Source organism: Polaromonas eurypsychrophila (genome assembly GCF_014641715.1).
In the GTDB taxonomy this organism is placed as follows: Bacteria; Pseudomonadota; Gammaproteobacteria; order Burkholderiales; family Burkholderiaceae_C; genus Polaromonas; species Polaromonas eurypsychrophila.
On sequence record NZ_BMIG01000001.1, the window covers coordinates 73,349 to 90,963 of the forward strand.

A 17,615-nucleotide genomic window follows, 5' to 3' on the forward strand; every position below is an offset into this window, starting at 1 on the left:
GGCTGCACCAGCTTCATCGCTGCTGCAGCCTTTCTTTCGCCTGTTGCTGGGAGGGGGGGTAGTGGCGCCTTGCGCGTGTCGCTGGCGATCCCGTCATCCTGATATTTGCAAAGGGTGGGGGAGGCTTGCCGTCAGAGCGCGTATTTGGGAAGCGGATGACGTGGACATAAAAAAACCCGCTGGATAGCAGCGGGTTTTTCAAAAAGCGCTGCGGACAGCGCCTGACCAATCTGAATTACTTCAGCTTGATTTCCTTGTATTCCACATGCTTGCGTGCCTTGGGATCAAACTTCATGATCAGCATCTTGTCAGGAGTGGTCTTCTTGTTTTTGGTGGTCGTGTAGAAGTGACCGGTGCCGGCGGTTGATTCCAGCTTGATTTTTTCGCGTGCGCCTTTAGCCATGATGATGCTCCTTAGATTTCACCGCGGGCACGAAGGTCCACCAGGACCGCGTCGATACCGAGCTTGTCAACAAGGCGCAAACCGGCGCTGGTGACGCGCAGGCGCACCCAGCGGTTTTCAGTTTCAACCCAAAAACGGCGGTATTGCAGATTAGGCAAAAACCGGCGCTTGGTTTTGTTGTTGGCGTGAGAAACATTGTTTCCCACCATCGGGCCTTTGCCCGTTACCTGACAGACGCGTGCCATGAGCACTCTCCGTAAAAAATAGAAATCGGAATGCTGAGACCCATGAGGATTCCCAGCTAAGCCATAGATTATAGCCTGAAAACCAACCGCCCTCAAGCCTCAGGTTCGGATGCTCACTTGAGAGGGCACGCCTCGACATGTAAAGGACGACGGTTTAACAAACGAGCGGCTGTGAGGGCTCTCCCACCCAGCAGGGGCCGCGGGTCTGGCTTTGCCAGCCCGAAGGCGCAGCGGCCCCCTCGGGGCGCAGGGAGCTACACGAAGTGAGCGACCGTGGGGGCTCTCAAGTTCAAGCAGGGGGCCGCGGGTCCTGCTTTGCCGGCCCGCAGGCGCAGTGGGCCCCTTGGGGGCAGCGCATTACACGAAGTGAAAAGCGTAGGGGCTCAACTCTGTTCGAGAAAGCGCTGGGCGTCCAGAGCCGCCATGCAACCGGTTCCCGCGCTTGTAATGGCCTGGCGGTAGACATGGTCCTGCACGTCACCAGCAGCAAACACACCGGGCACGCTGGTCATCGTGGCAAAACCCTGGAGCCCGGTTTTGGTGATGATGTAGCCGTCTTTCATCTCCAGTTGCCCGGCAAAAATGTCGGTGTTGGGCTGGTGGCCGATAGCGATGAAACATCCTTGCAAGGCGATGTCTTCAGTCGTGCCTGATTGGGTGCTTTTGAGCCGCACACCGTTGACGCCGGCGCCGTCCCCCAGAACCTCGTCCAGGATCTGATGCAGTTTCAGTTCGATCTTGCCGGCGGCGACTTTTTCATGGAGCTTGTCAATCAGGATGGCCTCGGCCTTGAATTTGTCGCGCCGGTGCACCAGCACAACCTTGCTGGCAATGTTCGACAGGTACAGCGCTTCTTCCACGGCCGTGTTGCCGCCGCCGACCACGCAGACTTTCTGGTCGCGGTAGAAAAAACCATCGCAAGTGGCGCAGCCCGATACACCCCGGCCCATGAAAGCGGTCTCCGAAGGCAAGCCCAGGTACTTCGCCGAGGCCCCGGTGGCGATGATCAGTGTGTCGCAGGTATAGGTGCCGCTGTCACCCGTCAGCGTGAAGGGGCGCTGACTGAAGTCGACCTTGTTAATGTGGTCAAAAATGATTTGCGTCTTGAAGCGCTCCGCGTGCTCAAGGAAACGCTGCATCAAATCAGGTCCCTGGACGCCCATGGCGTCCGCGGGCCAGTTGTCCACGTCGGTGGTTGTCATGAGCTGACCGCCCTGTGCAATGCCGGTGATCAGCACCGGGTTGAGGTTGGCGCGGGCTGCATAAACTGCGGCGGTATAACCGGCGGGGCCTGAACCCAAAATGAGTACTTTAGAGTGGTTCATAAGTGAAAATCTGATTCGGAAAGTATTAGAACTCAGTTAGAGTCGTAAATAGTTGGGGCTGGCTTGGGGGTTTAAAACCCTGCGGCCGGAAAATTTGCCGGGCACAACGCAAGTATTGTAAGAACTCGAGCGAAGCCCCGTTGGCGGCGCAATCAGGAGAAGTTGATATGTCCACCATGGTGTCCAACCTGGAGCTGATTCGCCGGGTGCCCCTGTTTTCGATGTTGACTGCTCCGCAGGCTGAGGCGATTGCTGCGGCCGTGATCAAGCGACGCTACAAGCGCGGCGAAGCCATTGTCGAGCAGGGAAAACAGTCCAATGCCCTGGCTATTTTGCTGACGGGGCGCGCGCGCGTCGTGACCACCGATGCCCGCGGACGGGAAGTCATTCTGGCGACCTTGCACCCCGGTGACTATGTCGGTGAAATGAGCCTGATCGACAGTGAACCGCACTCGGCCACGGTCCGGACCGAAGTTCAAACCGATGTGTTGGTGGTTGGCCGGCCGGAGTTTGCCCGTTGCCTGCCCGAAAACAGCTCCATGGCGTATGCGGTCATGAAAGGCCTGGTGCAGCGTCTGCGCCATGCCGACCGCAAGATCGAATCACTGGCCTTGATGGATGTGTATGGCCGGGTTGCCAGAACCTTGCTGGAGTCTGCCGTTCCTGATCGGGAGGGCAACACCGTCATTCGAGACAAGGTGTCGCGCCAGGATCTGGCCAAGATGGTCGGCGCCTCGCGCGAGATGGTCAGCCGCGTGATGAAAGACCTGGAGGAACGCGGCTACATCGAGACACGCGCTGATGGGTCGATGTGGGTCAAGGACCGGCTCAATACGCTGGGTTGAGCCGCCAATTTTCGCCGCCTTTCGGGGCATGGGTGCGTGTTCAACTGAGGTAAGCTCAGCCCTGGTTTTATGACTTACTCCCTCGACACCTTGAACACCCGAACCTCTGCCACTGCGCCTGCTGCGGGCGGCGTGAAACGCTTTGCCCATGAAGTCAGCCTGATTCTCGGCCTGCTGGCACTGGCCTTCTGGCTGGGTGCGCTGATCAGCTACTCGCCCCATGACGCGGCCTGGTCCACCACCGGCAGCCGGGAAGTGGTTGACGCTGCTGCCCGCAACTGGGGCGGTCGTTTGGGCGCCCATCTGGCTGACGCCAGTTACTTCTTGTGCGGATTTTCGGTGTGGTGGGCATTCGCTGCAGGGGTACGTGCCTGGCTGGGCTCGCTTGCGCGGGGTCTGCGGAGCCAACCCGCGTCCGCTTCGGCCATCGGACGCTTCAGGTTTTGGTCCAGCCTCGTGGTGCTGTTGTTGGCCAGTTCGGGGCTTGAATGGTCGCGTCTTTATCGCTTTGAATCCATGTTGCCCAGCGGTCAGGCGGGTGGCGTGCTGGGCTACCTGGTTGGTCCAACCAGCGTGAAGTGGCTGGGTTTTACCGGCTCGGGTCTGGTCTGGATTGCCATCGGCGTGATCGCGGTTTCGGTGGTGTTTTCTTTTTCATGGGCTCATACCGCCCAGCGCATCGGCGCCTGGATCGACGAATTGATCGAGTCGCGCCGGGAAAAACGCGAGATTGCCGAAGACCTCGCAGTCGGCCGCGTGGCGGCGCGCGAGCGTGAGGAAATCCTGCATGATGAACGTATCGAGATCAAAGAGCATCATCCAGTGCCGGTGCTGATCGAGCCGACGCTGGCCGACATCCCCAAGAGTGAACGTGTGGCCAAGGAGAGGCAAAAACCGTTGTTCAGTGAGATGCCGGACTCGAAGCTGCCACAGGTCGACCTGCTCGACGGCGCTTTGACGCGGCAGGAGACCGTGGCGCCCGAGACGCTGGAGATGACCTCGCGCCTGATCGAGAAAAAACTCAGGGACTTCGGCGTCGAAGTGCGCGTGGTGGCCGCAGCGCCGGGCCCGGTGATCACGCGTTACGAGATCGAACCGGCCACCGGCGTCAAGGGTGCCCAGATCGTGAATCTTGCGAAGGACCTGGCACGCGCGCTGAGCCTGGTGTCCATCCGCGTGATTGAGACCATCCCCGGCAAGAACTTCATGGCGCTGGAGCTGCCCAACGCCAAACGCCAGTCCATCAAGCTCAGTGAGATCCTCGGCTCGCAGGTTTACAACGAAGCAAAGTCCATGCTGACCATCGGCTTAGGCAAGGACATCAGTGGCGCGCCGGTGGTGGCCGACTTGGCCAAGATGCCGCACTGCCTGGTGGCAGGCACCACCGGCTCCGGCAAGTCGGTCGGTATCAATGCCATGATTTTGAGCCTGCTATACAAGGCCGACGCGCGCGATGTGCGCCTGCTGTTGATCGATCCGAAGATGCTGGAGATGAGTGTTTACGAAGGCATCCCGCATCTGCTCGCGCCTGTGGTCACCGACATGCGCCAGGCTGCACACGGCCTGAACTGGTGTGTGGCTGAAATGGAAAAACGCTACAAGCTGATGAGCAAGATGGGTGTGCGCAACCTGGCCGGCTACAACGTCAAGATCGATGAAGCCAAGGCGCGCGGCGAGTTCATCTACAACCCCTTCAGCCTGACGCCCGAGCAGCCCGAACCGCTGGAACGCCTGCCTTACATTGTGGTGGTCATCGACGAACTGGCCGACCTGATGATGGTGGTTGGCAAGAAGATCGAGGAACTGATTGCGCGGCTGGCGCAAAAGGCGCGCGCCGCCGGCATCCATCTGGTGCTGGCCACGCAACGCCCCAGCGTGGATGTGATCACCGGCCTGATCAAGGCCAACATCCCGACGCGCCTGTCCTTCCAGGTCAGCAGCAAGATCGACAGCCGCACCATCCTCGACCAGATGGGCGCGGAGGCTTTGCTGGGCATGGGCGACATGCTCTACATGCCCAGCGGTACGGGCTTTCCAATCCGGGTGCATGGCGCCTTTGTCAGCGACGACGAGGTGCATCGCGTGGTGGCTTATCTCAAGCAACAGGGCCAACCCAACTACATTGACGGCGTGCTTGAAGGCGGCACCGTTGACGGCGAGGGCGATCTGCTTGGTGATGGCAACGGCGGCAGCGATGGCGACAAGGACCCGATGTACGACCAGGCGGTCGAGATCGTGCTGAAAAACCGCAAGGCCTCGATTTCACTGGTACAGCGGCACCTGAAGATAGGCTACAACCGGGCCGCCCGCATGCTGGAGGAGATGGAAAAATCGGGAATGATCAGCGCCATGTCGGGCAGCGGCCAGCGAGAAATTCTGGTGCCCGCACGCGCCGAAGGATGACAGGCTGGCCTTTACGGGCGAGATACATTGTTCTGGCAACCATTTCGGCGCAGCGGTGTCTCAAAGACATGTGTATCGCCTGCAGCCTGCCATCACCTGGAACACCATGAAGCATATTTTTTCAGCGCCCGTCGCTCCCCTTGTCTACCGCGCAGTACGCGTGACGCTGGCTGGCCTGATGACCTTCGTCGTTCTAGCCGCCAGCGCCCAGGTTTCCACGGTCAGCGGTCTGGAAAGCCTTGAAGCTTTTGTCAAGAACACCAAAAGCGGCCGCGCCGCCTTCACCCAGGTGGTTACCAGCCCGGCGCGTGATGGGCAGGCTGCAAAAACCAAATCTTCCAGTGGCAGTTTCGAGTTCCTTAGGCCCAACCGCTTCAAGTTTGTCTACACCAAGCCGTTTGAACAAAGCATCGTCTCCGATGGCCAGACCCTGTGGCTGCACGACGTGGACCTGAACCAGGTCACCGCGCGCAAGCTCAGCCAGATGCTGGGCGGAACGCCCGCCGCCGTGATTGCTGCGGCCGCTGATATCAAGGCGCTGCAGAACGATTTCACGCTGGTGCCGCAGCCCGACAAGGACGGCCTCGAATGGATACAGGCCATGCCGAAAACCAAAGATGGTCAGGTGCAAAGCATTACCGTGGGTTTTAAGGAAAGCGCCAAAGGCAGCGAGTTGGCCCGGCTGGAAATCCTTGACAGCTTTGGTCAGCGTTCAGTCATGACTTTCAGCAATTTCGAGGTCAACCCGTCGCTGAATACCGCCGGCTTCCAGTTCAAACCACCAGCCGGTGCGGACGTGATTCGCCAGTAAATGGCCACACGCGCTGAGACCTCGTTCGGCACCGGCGCGGACGCCAAAGTTGCGGCTCCGCTGGCCGAACGTTTCCGGCCTCAGTCGCTGGGCGAGGTAATTGGCCAGCAACACCTGCTGGGTGAAGACATGCCGCTGCGCATTGCCTTCGAGTCGGGCCAGCCGCACAGCTGCATCCTCTGGGGACCGCCGGGTGTCGGCAAGACCACCATTGCCCGGCTGATGGCCAGCAGCTTTGATGCCCATTTCATCACCATCTCGGCGGTGCTGGGTGGCGTCAAGGACATTCGCGAAGCGGTCGAGCAGGCCAGCATCTGGCAGGGCCAGGGCCGGCGCACCATCATGTTTGTCGATGAGGTGCACCGCTTCAACAAGTCGCAGCAGGACGCGTTTTTACCGCATGTCGAAAGCGGGCTGTTCACCTTTATAGGCGCTACCACTGAAAACCCGTCGTTCGAGGTCAACTCTGCCTTGCTGTCGCGCGCCGTGGTGTATGTGCTGCAACCGCTGGGCGACCACGATCTCAAGAAAATCATCGCCAAGGTCCTTGCGGAACGGGCATTACCAGCTATAGAAACGATAGCGCCGGAAGCCGTGGACAAGCTGGTGGCTTATGCCGACGGGGATGCCCGGCGCCTGCTCAACACGCTGGAGTCGCTCGATGTCGCCGCAAGGCGCGAGAAAAAAGGCGGCAGTGTTGACGTGACCGAAGCCTGGCTGATCAAGGTGCTGGGCCAGCAGATGCGCCGCTACGACAAGGGCGGCGAGCAGTTTTACGACACGATCTCGGCGCTGCACAAATCGGTGCGTGGCTCCGACCCTGATGCGGCGCTCTACTGGCTGGTGCGCATGCTCGACGGCGGGGCCGAACCCAAATACATGGCGCGGCGCCTGATTCGCATGGCCAGCGAAGATATTGGCCTGGCCGACCCGCGCGCCTTGCGGCTGGCACTCGACGCCGCCGAAGTCTACGAGCGCTTGGGCTCCCCCGAGGGCGAGTTGGCGCTGGCCGAGTGTGTGGTGTATCTGGCGGTGGCACCCAAGTCCAATGCCGTCTACAAGGCTTTTAATGAAGCCAAGGCTTTTGTGAAGAAAGACGGCACCCGGCCAGTGCCGCTGCACCTGCGCAACGCACCCACCAAGCTCATGAAAGAGCTGGACTACGGCAAAAATTACCGGTACGCCCATGATGAAGAGGACGGGTTTGCCGCCGGTGTTTCCTACTTGCCGGAGGGCATGGCGGCGCCGGGTTTCTACCGCCCGGTGAACCGCGGCCTTGAAATCCGAATTGCCGACAAGCTCAACGAGCTGAAGTTAAAAAACGACAAAAAGACCTGACCAGAACGAATAGGTACCGATCAGTTCGTCCACCCGGGAAATAAAATTCCTCAAGGGTAAACCCCGCAAAAACGGCTGCGTTGGCCCGATTCTCGCTAGAGGGCCATGGCTACAATTTGCGCATTAGCTCGCCACCCAATCCAGTCCGCTGGTTTTGATGGGCGGGCTTTTTGTTAACTCATGCGATTTCATGGTGATCCCATGTAACGCGGCCTTGCATGGTGCGGGGCGGAGCTGGCAACTGAACTAAAACGGGAGAGCGAATATGGAAGTTTTGCTTCAGCAAATCATCAACGGGCTGGTGCTGGGCAGCATGTATGCGCTGGTGGCCCTGGGCTACACCATGGTCTACGGCATCATCAACCTGATCAATTTTGCGCACGGCGAGGTGCTGATGGTGGGGGCCCTGACGAGCTGGACCATCATTATCTGGATGCAGGAGGCCATGCCGGGCACACCGGGCTGGGTGATTCTGGTCGTTTCGCTGCTGATTTCTTTTGTGGTGTGCGGTGCGCTCAACTTTGCGATTGAAAAGATCGCCTACCGGCCACTGCGCAACTCGCCCAAACTGGCGCCTCTGATCACCGCCATCGGCATGTCCATCTTGCTGCAGACCCTGGCCATGATCATCTGGAAACCCAACTACAAACCTTATCCGACCTTGCTGCCTTCCGAGCCGCTGCAGTTCGGCGGAGCCGTGATCACCGTCACGCAAATCTTCATCCTGGGCGCCACCGCTGTGTCGCTGGCGATCCTGATGTACCTGGTCAATTACACCAAGCTGGGCCGTGCGATGCGCGCCACGGCCGAAAACCCGCGCGTGGCGGCGTTGATGGGCGTCAAGCCCGATACCGTGATCTCGGCGACTTTCATCATCGGTGCGGTGCTGGCTGCGCTGGCCGGCGTGATGTACGCCTCCAACTACGGTACGGTGCAGCACACCATGGGCTTTCTGCCCGGCCTCAAGGCTTTTACTGCAGCGGTGTTTGGCGGCATCGGCAACCTCGGCGGTGCGGTGCTGGGCGGCATTTTGCTGGGACTGATCGAAGCCATAGGCGGTGGCTACCTCGGCACCTGGACCGGCGGCGTGCTGGGCAGCCAGTATTCCGATATCTTTGCCTTTGTCGTGCTGATTTTTGTGCTCACCTTGCGGCCCTCGGGACTGCTCGGTGAACGTGTGGCGGACCGGGCCTAGAAGAGGGAGAGCACCATGATGAAAAAACACAGACTCCTTTCGTTTCTGGTTGTTGCGGTCGCCATGCTGATCCTGCCCCTGCTGCTGCAGCAGGGCGGCAATGCCTGGGTCCGCATTGTCGACATGGCATTGCTGTATGTGCTGCTGGCACTCGGCCTGAACATCGTTGTTGGTTACGCCGGCCTGTTGGACCTGGGCTACGTCGCCTTTTTTGCGGTCGGCGCCTACCTGTTTGCCCTGCTGGGTTCGCCGCATCTGGCTGACGCCTTCCCGGCAGTGAAGGCTGCATTTCCGAACGGTCTGCACCTGCCGATCTGGGCCGTGATTCCGCTGGCGGCGGCGCTAGCCGGGCTGTTCGGCGTCCTTCTGGGCGCACCCACGCTCAAGCTGCGCGGTGACTATCTGGCGATAGTGACACTGGGTTTTGGCGAAATCATCCGTGTCTTCCTGAACAACCTGGACCGCCCGATCAACCTGACCAACGGGCCAAAAGGCATCAGTCAGATCGACTCGATCAAGGTTTTTGGCTTCGACCTTGGCAAGACACACAACTTCTTTGGCATCGAGGTGGCCTCGGTGTCCATGTATTACTACCTGTTCCTGGCGCTGGTGATCGTGTCGGTGGTGATCTGCCACCGGCTTGAAAACTCGCGCATAGGCCGTGCCTGGATGGCCATCCGCGAGGACGAGATCGCCGCCAAGGCCATGGGCATCAACACCCGCAACCTCAAGCTACTGGCGTTCGGCATGGGCGCGACTTTCGGCGGCGTGTCGGGTTCGATGTTTGCCGCGTTTCAGGGTTTTGTCTCTCCCGAGTCCTTCAGCCTGATGGAGTCGGTGATGATTGTGGCCATGGTGGTGCTGGGCGGCATCGGCCATTTGCCGGGCGTGATTCTCGGCGCGCTGCTGCTGGCCGCGCTGCCCGAGGTGCTGCGCCATGTGGCCGGACCGCTGCAGGCCATGACCGGCGGGCGCCTTGACGCTGCCATCCTGCGCCAGTTGCTGATCGCGCTGGCCATGATTGTGATCATGCTGTCGCGTCCGCGCGGTCTGTGGCCTGCCCCCGAGCACGGCAAATCCCTGAACAAGGTCGCCGGCAAAGACCCCATCCAGTCCATCAACCCTTAAGGAATGGCCATGAGCGACACCATTCTCAAAGTCTCCGGCGTTTCCAAACGCTTTGGCGGCCTGCAAGCCCTCAGCGATGTTGGCATCCACATCGAACGCGGCCAGGTCTACGGCCTGATCGGCCCCAACGGCGCCGGCAAGACCACCTTCTTTAACGTGCTGACCGGGCTGTACACGCCCGACAGCGGCAGCTTCGAACTGGCCGGCAAACCCTACAAGCCGTCGGCGGTGCATGAAGTGGCCAAGGCCGGTATTGCGCGCACCTTTCAGAACATCCGTCTGTTCGCCGACATGACGGCGCTCGAAAACGTCATGGTTGGGCGCCACATCCGCACCAAGTCCGGGTTGATCGGCGCGGTGCTGCGCACGCCAGGCTTCAAGGCCGAAGAGGCAGCGATTGCCAAACGCTCGCAGGAGTTGCTCGACTATGTGGGCATCGGCAAATACGCCGACTTCAAGGCGCGCACGCTGAGTTATGGTGACCAGCGTCGCCTGGAAATCGCCCGCGCGCTGGCAACCGATCCGCAACTGATTGCGCTCGACGAGCCGGCCGCCGGCATGAACGCGACCGAGAAGGTGCAGTTGCGCGAACTGATCGACCAGATCCGCAAGGACAACCGCACGATTTTGCTGATTGAGCACGACGTCAAGTTGGTCATGGGCCTGTGTGACCGCGTCACGGTGCTCGACTACGGCAAGCAGATTGCCGAGGGCCTGCCTTCCGAGGTGCAGAAAAACGAAAAAGTGATCACCGCCTATCTGGGCACAGGTCATTGAAGGGAAACAGCAGCATGGCAAACACACTTCTTAAAGTGACTGGGCTCAAGGTCGCTTACGGCGGCATCAAGGCCGTCAAGGGGGTTGACTTTGAAGTCAACGAGGGCGAACTCGTCACCCTGATCGGGTCCAACGGCGCGGGCAAGACCACCACCATGAAAGCCATCACCGGCACCTTGCCGATGGCCGACGGCGACATCGAGTACCTGGGCAAAAGCATCAAGGGCAAGGGCGCCTGGGACCTGGTCAAGGACGGCCTGGCCATGGTGCCCGAAGGCCGCGGCGTGTTCACTCGCATGACCATCACCGAGAACCTGCAGATGGGCGCCTACATCCGCGACGACAAGGCCGGCATTGCCGAAGACATCGAGAAGATGTTCACGATTTTTCCGCGCCTGCGCGAGCGCAAGGACCAGTTGGCCGGCACCATGAGCGGCGGTGAGCAGCAGATGCTGGCCATGGCCCGTGCGCTGATGAGCCGCCCGCGCGTGCTGCTGCTCGACGAGCCGTCGATGGGCCTGTCGCCCATCATGGTCGACAAGATCTTCGAGGTGGTGAAAGACGTGTCGGCACGCGGTGTCACGGTGCTGCTGGTCGAGCAGAACGCCAGCCGGGCGCTGGGCATTGCCGACCGCGGTTATGTGATGGAATCAGGCGTGGTCACGATGAACGGCGCGGCCAAAGAGCTGCTGAACGACCCGCGAGTGCGGGCTGCCTACCTCGGCGAATAATTTAAGCTTTTTGGGCTTCCAACCCATAAATGGCGAGCGTCAGCAGCTATTTAATTCATAGCAGATTGCGCTACCTTCGCCGCCACGCGGGTGAGCCGGCGTCCAGTCTCCTAGGGAATGCCACGGTGACGCCGCCGCCGGTTGTTTGCACAATCGGTGCCATGAAAACAAACTCTTTTTCCTTCTTTCCTTTGCGGACAGCCCGCCAGCTGACCGTCTCGTCGGTTGCGGTGCTGGCCCTTTGTTTCAGCGCATCAGCCGTGCACGCCCAGCCCAAAGTCATGCGCATCGTCGTGCCTTATGCGCCCGGCGGCCCGATCGACGTGACGGCACGCCTGATGGCCGAACGCGTCAAGGACACGCTGGGTACCGTGATCATTGAAAACCGCCCCGGTGGCGGTGGCAACATCGGTGCTGACGTGGTGGCCAAGGCTGCCCCTGACGGCCTGACCATCGGCATCGCCGCCGTGGCCACCCACGCCATCAACCCCTGGCTGTACAGCAAGATGCCCTACAACGCCGCCACCGACTTTGCACCGATCACGCAGATGCTGCGCGTGCCCAATGTGCTGGTCATGAACGCTGACACCGCGGCGCGGCTGAACATCAACAACCTGGCCGACCTGGTCCGCTACGCCAAAGCCAACCCTGCCAAGCTCAACTACGGCAGCGGCGGCAACGGCAGCGCCGGGCACCTGGCCGGTGAAATGTTCAAGGCGCAGGCCGGCATCTTCGCGCTGCACATTCCCTACAACGGCGGCAACCCGGCGCAACTGGCCCTGCTGAGCGGGCAGGTCGATTTCAACTTTGACAACCTGGCGACGGCGGCCGCCAACATCAAGGCCGGCAAGCTCAAGGCTCTGGCCGTCACCACGGCCGAGCGCAGCAGCGTGCTGCCCGAGGTGCCCGCTGTGGCCGAGATGCTCAAGGGTTTTGCCATCGACACCTGGTGGGGCTTGGTGGCACCTGCTGCAACCCCCAGGGAGGTGGTCGCCAAACTGAACCAGGCCTTTGTGGCCGCGCTCAATTCGCCAGAGGCCAAAGCCCGTTTTGCCACCTTGCTGGCCGAGCCGGTGGCGAGTTCGCCCGAGCAGTTTGGCGCTTTCATGAAAGCCGAGCTCGCCAAGTATGAGAAGGTGGTGAAGGCTTCCGGGGCACGGGTAGATTGATTTCTATGAGCCTTTTCGGGCTATGGCCCCTATCAAGTATGCGTGGACAGCTATTGAAATCATAGCAAATGAGTGTGTGCAAGGGTGAGGAAATGGGGTGCCAAGCTCTCCGCTTGTCATCCCGGACTTGATCCGGGATCCATGTGCGCCAACTACTTCAGCTCCTCGCCTGTTTGTAGTTCGCCAGCTAGCCGGGGGTTGCCCGGCGGCAAGTAACTTTCTTTTGCTTCGCCAAAAGAAAGTCACCAAAGAAAAGGCGACCCGATGGTCTGGGTCCCTGCGCTTCGCTGCGGGCAACCTGCGGTGCTCGGTAAAAGCGGGGTCTCACTCGAACTCGCCTTCGGCTCAGACAATCGCGAGCCCTGATCCGCTTTTGCCTGCGCTCCTCGGCCCAGCCCGACGGGTGGGGGAAGAAAACCAGTTCCCAATACAAATACCGAACCCCTCCGGAGTGCAGGAAGCGCGAAGCGCTTCCTGCACGGGAATCCCAACGAACGGTGATGTGTGCACGCGAGCGCAGCGCACGCGGCCAGATGAGGCTCCCTTCTCTCGCCCAGCGGGGCGAGGGAAGGGTGGGGGGTTGGGAGTGGGGAGTTGAAACTGCTGTCAACAACGAACCCGAGGCGCAGCGTGATGCCTCGAATCCCGGACTTCAGCAGGAGCTCTTAGGCCAGCGCCTTCGCCTTGTCCGCTTCCGTCGTGAACGAGTCCGCAAAAAACTCTTCTTCCGGCAGGCCGCCGGTCGCTGTGTAATCAGCGCGGGCTGAATCGACCACGATGGGCGCGCCGCAGGCATACACCTGGTGGCCGGACAGGTCGGGGAAGTCTTCCAATACCGACTTGTGCACGAAGCCGGTTCGCCCTAGCCAGTTGTCCTCGAGCAGCGCGTTGGAGATCACCGGCACGTAAGTGAGGTTGGGCATCTCTGCAACCTTGGCTATGACCCAGTCGTTCATGTACAGGTCGGCCGGCCGGCGGCCGCCCCAGTACAGCACGGCGGGGCGTGTGCTGCCCTTGAACTGCAGGTGTTCGATCAGTGCCTTGATCGGCGCAAAGCCTGTGCCGGATGCCAGCAGCACCATCGGTTTGTCGCTGTCTTCGCGCAGGAAGAAGCTGCCGTACGGACCTTCGACGCGCAGGATTTCCTTTTCCTTCATGGTGGTGAAGACATGGTCGGTGAATTTGCCGCCGGGCATGTGTCGGATGTGCAGTTCGACGCCGGGGTTGTCGAGCTGCGTGTGCGGCGCGTTGCCCATGGAGTAGCTGCGGCGGTCGCCGTCGCGCAGCAAAAACTCCACATACTGACCGGCATGGTACTTGAAGACGTCGCTGGCCGGCAGTTGCAGGCGGATGATCATCACGTCGTGCGAGGCGCGCACCATGGTGTTCACGCGGGTCGGCATTTTCTTGATCGGGAAGGCGCTTTCGTCGGTGACCTGGCGCGACTCCAGCACGATGTCGGTCTGCGGCACGCCACAGCAGGTCAGGATGAAACCGGCGGCTTCTTCTTCATGGCTCAGTGCCTTGAGCTGGTGCGGGCCGTGTACCACCGTGCCTTCGAGCTTTTTGCACTTGCAGGAACCGCAGGCGCCGTCCTTGCAGCCGTAGGGCATGCCGACACCCTGGCGGATGGCGGCGGCGAGCAGGGCTTCGTCGGGGTTGGCTGTGAAGGCGCGGCCGCTGGGCAGCACGGTGACGGTAAAAGTCATACTGGTTATCCTCTGACGTAATCCTGTTTTTTTATAACTCGTGCTGTTTTCAGCAGATCCCCAATTTTGCCCTCAAACCAAAGTCCCCTAGGCGCCCTGCCTTCGCGTTTCCGCCGCCAGCGTGTACTCATCATCGGCTGCGGCGATGTTGGGCTGCGTGTGGCGCGCCAGTTGCCGCCGCGTGTGCGTGTGCTGGCGTTGACCTCGTCCGACGAAAAACGGCCGGCCTTCCGCACGCGTGGCATCACGCCGCTGGCCGGCAACCTGGACCAACCCGCCACCCTGCGCCGCCTGGCCGGACTGGCCACGCGGGTGATCCACCTGGCGCCGCCTCCGGGCGACCTGCCCGATTGGCGGCGCGATCCGCGCACGCTGGCGTTGCTGCGCGCCTTGCGCCTGCGTGGCTTGCCGCAGTCCATGGTCTACGGCTCGACCAGCGGCGTCTATGGCAACTGCGACGGCGACTGGGCCAGCGAAGTGCGGGCCGTGAACCCGCACACGCCGCGCGCGCAGCGCCGCGTCGATGCCGAGCAGCAACTGCGTTTTTTTGGCCGCTCCAGCGGCGTGTCGGTACACACCTTACGCATTCCGGGTATTTACGCGCCAGACCGCGAGGGCGGCACGCCGCGCGCGCGCCTGCTCAAGGGCACGCCGGTGCTGCAGCAGGCCGACGACGTGTACACCAACCACATCCACGCTAACGATCTGGCGCGCGCCTGCCTGGCGGCGCTGTGGCGTGGCAAGCCGCAGCGCGTCACCAATGCCAGCGACGACACTTACCTAAAGATGGGCGACTACTTTGACCTGGCGGCGGGCCTCTACGGCTTGCCGCGCCCGCCGCGTGTGGCGCGCAGCAGCGCGCAGGCCGATCTGCCGCTGATGCTGCTGAGTTTCATGAGCGAATCACGCCGGCTGGCCAACACGCGTCTCAAGCAGGAACTGCGTATCACACTGCGGTACCCGACAGTGGCGCAAGGGCTGGTGGTGCTGGCGCCGTGAGTTGCTATTAAATCAGGAGCTGTTTGCCCTTGTCAGCCGTGGGCTGAAGTCTGATTTGGCTTGAAGTTTAGGGCTTCCCTAGATGCCCGAGGGCTTTTTGAGCGTGAGCAGCCGGTCCTGCGCCTTGAGTACAACCGTCTTGACCTCGGCACCCTGCAGCACGGTCAAGCTGATCTCGGTGTCGGGCGTGGCGCGGTCCCAGAGCTTCTTGTAGAAGGCCTCCAGTGTTGCCACTGATGCGCCGTCCACCGCCAGCACCACGTCACCGGCCTCCAGCCCCGCCAGTTGCGCCGGACTGTCCTTGCTGACACGCATGATCTGCACGCGCCCGCTCTGGTCGTTGGAAGTCAGGCCCAGCCAGGGGCGGCGGCTTTTGACGCTGGTGCCCGATTGCTGCAACTCGGCCAGGATGGGACGCAGCAGATCGACCGGCACAAACATGTTGCCCGGCAGCCGCACATTTTCGGCAGCCGCATTCGAGACCAGCAGTGAGCCTATGCCCAGCAGTTCACCGCGGCTGTTGAACAGCGGCGCGCCGCTGTGGTTGCCGCCGCTGGCCAACACCGGAGGGCTGGTGAACAGCGCGGACTCGATGTGGTATTCCCAGTTGCCGGAAAAGGCGCGTTTGCTGACCAGCCGCGTCATGCTGACCTCGCCATCCTCATTGCCCTGCGGACCGGTCATCGCCATCAAGGGTTCACCGGGCTTGAGCTCCTGGCTGCTGCCCAGCGCGGCGGCGCTGATACCACGCAGCGGCAACAGCGGCCGCAGCAGCCCGAAGCCGGTTGCCAGGTCGTAAGCCACGGCGCGCGCCGGCAGGGTTTTGTTGTCCTGGGTGACGATCTCGATCTGCTCAGCTTCGAGCAGCAGGTAACCGATGGTCAGGATCAGACCATCCTGACCGATGACCACGCCGGAGCCGCTGCGGCGCTTACCCAGGGTTTCGGCAGAACGCGCGCCGTCTGCGGCCGTGACCTTGACACCAACGACGGCAGCATTGGCCCGCGCCAGTGCGTCCATCATGACCTGCGCCGCTGGAGGCTGTACGGTGGCCGCGTGGACCCCGGTCAGCATCAGGCAAGCGCCCAGCAGGGGGGGGAACCAGCGATAAAGTGAGCGCATGACGGACTCCTGATGCAGCAGATGGCTGCGATCATAGAATGCGCCTAATTCAAAGCCCTTGCAAGCACCGGGATCAAAAGAGCTTGCCCGGTTCAGCCCGTCAGGCGCTGGTGCACCCAATGCGCGGCGGCCAGCAGCCGGTGGTCTTCGCCGTAAGCGCCCACCAGTTGCAGGCCCACCGGCAGGCCGTTCTGCCCGCGCGCAAACGGCAGGTGCACGCAGGGCAGGCCCAGCAATGTCCAGCTGCGGCAGAACAGCGGGTCGCCAGTGCCGTCCAGCCCGGCCGGGGCCTCGCCGATGCTGCTGGGTGCGATGATCACGTCGCAACCGTCGAACAGCGCCTGGGCCCGTTGCCGTGCGCTGGCCGTGACTTGCAGGTTCAGCGCGTGGGTCTCGCCGCTGATGGCCATGCCGTCGGCGATCAGCGCCTGCAGCGGTGTGCTGAGCTGATGGCGGTGGTGCAGGCGTTCGTGGCTGAGCGAGCGAGCGGTCTCAAAGGCCTGCACCGCTTTCTGCACGGCGATCAGGCCTGTCAAGCTGTCCGGCAGTACCAAGGGCGTGCCGTGCCCGGCCAGAAGCTTCTCGGCCTGTGCCCAGGCCTGCTGAGTGTCGGCGTCGGCCTGTGCCCATTCCGGGGTCTGGCACCAGCCGATGCGCGGTGCAGCCTTCTGCTCGAACGCCGTCGGGTCAGCCAGCCGGGCATCACCGGTCAGCACCGCGCCCAGCAGCGCCACGTCGCGCACGCTGCGCCCAAAACCGCCGACCGTGTCCAGTGTTTCCGACAGGCTTTTGACACCGGCTTTGGGCACACGGTTGTGGCTGGGCTTGTAGCCGACCACGCCGCAAAAGGCCGCCGGCCGGATCAGTGAGCCGGCCGTCTGCGTGCCCAGCGCAAGCGGCAGCATGCCGTCGGCCACCGCAGCGGCCGAGCCGCTGGACGAGCCGCCCGGCGTGTGTTGCGGGTTGTGCGGGTTGCGCGTCTCGCCGGGGTACATATTGGCCAGCTCGGTGGTCACGGTTTTACCCAGCAGCACCGCGCCGGCTTCGCGGCACAAGGCCACAGCCGCTGCATCAACTGTGGGCTGCTGCTCGGCATAAATCGACGAGCCATAAGCGGTCGGCAGGTCAAAAGTGTCGAACAAATCCTTGACGCCAAGCGGCAGGCCGTGCAACAGGCCGTGAACGGCGCCGGCATCGAGTTCACGCGCGCGGGCCAGCGCGGCGTCGGCACCCAGTTGCACAAAAGCGTGGACTTGCGGCTCGCGTTCGCTGATGCGCTTCAGGCAAGCACGCACCAGGTCCACGGCGCTGAGTTCGCGGCGGGCCAGCAGCGTGGCGGCTTGCCAGGCGTGGAGTTGATGCAGGGGAGGGGTGGAGGAAACAGGCATGCGGCGAGTATCCATTTTTTCCGCAGG

At 61.8% G+C, this 17,615-nt stretch carries 16 protein-coding genes; 10 read left to right on the forward strand and 6 right to left on the reverse strand.

Annotated elements, in window-relative coordinates:
- Positions 1–235: 235 nt before the first annotated feature.
- The 3 genes from rpmG to trxB all read right to left on the reverse strand — a co-directional run bounded on the left by rpmG (position 236) and on the right by trxB (position 1,973).
- Complete coding sequence (rpmG, locus tag IEX16_RS00315) at positions 236–403, reverse strand: 50S ribosomal protein L33 (protein ID WP_007863188.1); 168 nt, start codon at positions 401–403, stop codon at positions 236–238.
- An 11-nt stretch (positions 404–414) separates the two neighbouring features.
- Positions 415–648 (reverse strand): 50S ribosomal protein L28, encoded by a 234-nt coding sequence (gene rpmB / locus IEX16_RS00320; protein WP_077593832.1) that lies wholly within the window; start codon positions 646–648, stop codon positions 415–417.
- 383 nt (positions 649–1,031) lie between these two features.
- Positions 1,032–1,973 (reverse strand): thioredoxin-disulfide reductase, encoded by a 942-nt coding sequence (trxB, locus tag IEX16_RS00325; protein WP_188705446.1) that lies wholly within the window; start codon positions 1,971–1,973, stop codon positions 1,032–1,034.
- Between the two features lie 167 nt (positions 1,974–2,140).
- Between trxB and IEX16_RS00330 the strand changes: the two genes are divergently transcribed.
- The 9 genes from IEX16_RS00330 (at position 2,141) to IEX16_RS00370 (ending at position 12,370) form a co-directional block, all read left to right on the forward strand.
- Positions 2,141–2,818, forward strand: coding sequence for a Crp/Fnr family transcriptional regulator (locus IEX16_RS00330; protein WP_188705449.1), 678 nt, complete (start codon positions 2,141–2,143; stop codon positions 2,816–2,818).
- A 69-nt stretch (positions 2,819–2,887) separates the two neighbouring features.
- Complete coding sequence (locus tag IEX16_RS00335) at positions 2,888–5,221, forward strand: DNA translocase FtsK (RefSeq protein ID WP_188705451.1); 2,334 nt, start codon at positions 2,888–2,890, stop codon at positions 5,219–5,221.
- Positions 5,222–5,399: 178 nt separating this feature from the next.
- A complete protein-coding gene (lolA, locus tag IEX16_RS00340) occupies positions 5,400–6,032 on the forward strand; it encodes an outer membrane lipoprotein periplasmic chaperone LolA (protein ID WP_188706224.1) in 633 nt (210 codons plus the stop codon).
- A complete protein-coding gene (locus tag IEX16_RS00345; RefSeq protein ID WP_188705453.1) occupies positions 6,033–7,370 on the forward strand; it encodes a replication-associated recombination protein A in 1,338 nt (445 codons plus the stop codon). It begins immediately after the preceding gene.
- A 265-nt stretch (positions 7,371–7,635) separates the two neighbouring features.
- A complete protein-coding gene (locus IEX16_RS00350) occupies positions 7,636–8,565 on the forward strand; it encodes a branched-chain amino acid ABC transporter permease (RefSeq protein ID WP_188705455.1) in 930 nt (309 codons plus the stop codon).
- A gap of 18 nt (positions 8,566–8,583) precedes the next feature.
- Positions 8,584–9,693, forward strand: a complete 1,110-nt coding sequence (locus tag IEX16_RS00355; protein ID WP_373288262.1) for an ABC transporter permease subunit — start codon at positions 8,584–8,586, stop codon at positions 9,691–9,693.
- A 9-nt stretch (positions 9,694–9,702) separates the two neighbouring features.
- Positions 9,703–10,470, forward strand: a complete 768-nt coding sequence (locus IEX16_RS00360) for an ABC transporter ATP-binding protein (RefSeq protein ID WP_188705459.1) — start codon at positions 9,703–9,705, stop codon at positions 10,468–10,470.
- Between the two features lie 14 nt (positions 10,471–10,484).
- Positions 10,485–11,201 (forward strand): ABC transporter ATP-binding protein, encoded by a 717-nt coding sequence (locus IEX16_RS00365; RefSeq protein WP_188705461.1) that lies wholly within the window; start codon positions 10,485–10,487, stop codon positions 11,199–11,201.
- Positions 11,202–11,362: 161 nt separating this feature from the next.
- Positions 11,363–12,370, forward strand: coding sequence for a Bug family tripartite tricarboxylate transporter substrate binding protein (locus IEX16_RS00370; protein ID WP_188705463.1), 1,008 nt, complete (start codon positions 11,363–11,365; stop codon positions 12,368–12,370).
- A 665-nt stretch (positions 12,371–13,035) separates the two neighbouring features.
- On the opposite strand, the gene IEX16_RS00375 is transcribed toward IEX16_RS00370, so the two are convergent.
- A complete protein-coding gene (locus IEX16_RS00375) occupies positions 13,036–14,079 on the reverse strand; it encodes a CDP-6-deoxy-delta-3,4-glucoseen reductase (RefSeq protein ID WP_188705465.1) in 1,044 nt (347 codons plus the stop codon).
- A 66-nt stretch (positions 14,080–14,145) separates the two neighbouring features.
- Here IEX16_RS00375 and IEX16_RS00380 point away from each other — a divergent pair, with 66 nt between their 5' ends.
- Entirely contained in the window at positions 14,146–15,078 is a 933-nt protein-coding gene (locus tag IEX16_RS00380) for an SDR family oxidoreductase (protein WP_188705467.1), read from the forward strand.
- A gap of 78 nt (positions 15,079–15,156) precedes the next feature.
- On the opposite strand, the gene IEX16_RS00385 is transcribed toward IEX16_RS00380, so the two are convergent.
- Both IEX16_RS00385 and IEX16_RS00390 read right to left on the reverse strand, forming a co-directional pair.
- Positions 15,157–16,200: a S1C family serine protease gene (locus IEX16_RS00385; RefSeq protein ID WP_188705469.1), complete on the reverse strand. Its 1,044-nt coding sequence runs from the start codon at positions 16,198–16,200 to the stop codon at positions 15,157–15,159.
- Between the two features lie 92 nt (positions 16,201–16,292).
- Entirely contained in the window at positions 16,293–17,588 is a 1,296-nt protein-coding gene (locus IEX16_RS00390; protein WP_188705471.1) for an amidase, read from the reverse strand.
- Positions 17,589–17,615 lie beyond the last annotated feature (27 nt).

Excerpts from the sequence above, each read along its gene's own strand:
- rpmG (WP_007863188.1), bottom strand. The coding sequence starts at position 403 with ATGGCTAAAGGCGCACGCGAAAAAATCAAGCTGGAATCAACCGCCGGC.
- rpmB (WP_077593832.1), bottom strand. The coding sequence starts at position 648 with ATGGCACGCGTCTGTCAGGTAACGGGCAAAGGCCCGATGGTGGGAAAC.
- trxB (WP_188705446.1), bottom strand. The coding sequence starts at position 1,973 with ATGAACCACTCTAAAGTACTCATTTTGGGTTCAGGCCCCGCCGGTTAT.
- IEX16_RS00330 (WP_188705449.1), top strand. The coding sequence starts at position 2,141 with ATGTCCACCATGGTGTCCAACCTGGAGCTGATTCGCCGGGTGCCCCTG.
- IEX16_RS00335 (WP_188705451.1), top strand. The coding sequence starts at position 2,888 with ATGACTTACTCCCTCGACACCTTGAACACCCGAACCTCTGCCACTGCG.
- lolA (WP_188706224.1), top strand. The coding sequence starts at position 5,400 with ATGACCTTCGTCGTTCTAGCCGCCAGCGCCCAGGTTTCCACGGTCAGC.
- IEX16_RS00345 (WP_188705453.1), top strand. The coding sequence starts at position 6,033 with ATGGCCACACGCGCTGAGACCTCGTTCGGCACCGGCGCGGACGCCAAA.
- IEX16_RS00350 (WP_188705455.1), top strand. The coding sequence starts at position 7,636 with ATGGAAGTTTTGCTTCAGCAAATCATCAACGGGCTGGTGCTGGGCAGC.
- IEX16_RS00355 (WP_373288262.1), top strand. The coding sequence starts at position 8,584 with ATGAAAAAACACAGACTCCTTTCGTTTCTGGTTGTTGCGGTCGCCATG.
- IEX16_RS00360 (WP_188705459.1), top strand. The coding sequence starts at position 9,703 with ATGAGCGACACCATTCTCAAAGTCTCCGGCGTTTCCAAACGCTTTGGC.
- IEX16_RS00365 (WP_188705461.1), top strand. The coding sequence starts at position 10,485 with ATGGCAAACACACTTCTTAAAGTGACTGGGCTCAAGGTCGCTTACGGC.
- IEX16_RS00370 (WP_188705463.1), top strand. The coding sequence starts at position 11,363 with ATGAAAACAAACTCTTTTTCCTTCTTTCCTTTGCGGACAGCCCGCCAG.
- IEX16_RS00375 (WP_188705465.1), bottom strand. The coding sequence starts at position 14,079 with ATGACTTTTACCGTCACCGTGCTGCCCAGCGGCCGCGCCTTCACAGCC.
- IEX16_RS00385 (WP_188705469.1), bottom strand. The coding sequence starts at position 16,200 with ATGCGCTCACTTTATCGCTGGTTCCCCCCCCTGCTGGGCGCTTGCCTG.
- IEX16_RS00390 (WP_188705471.1), bottom strand. The coding sequence starts at position 17,588 with ATGCCTGTTTCCTCCACCCCTCCCCTGCATCAACTCCACGCCTGGCAA.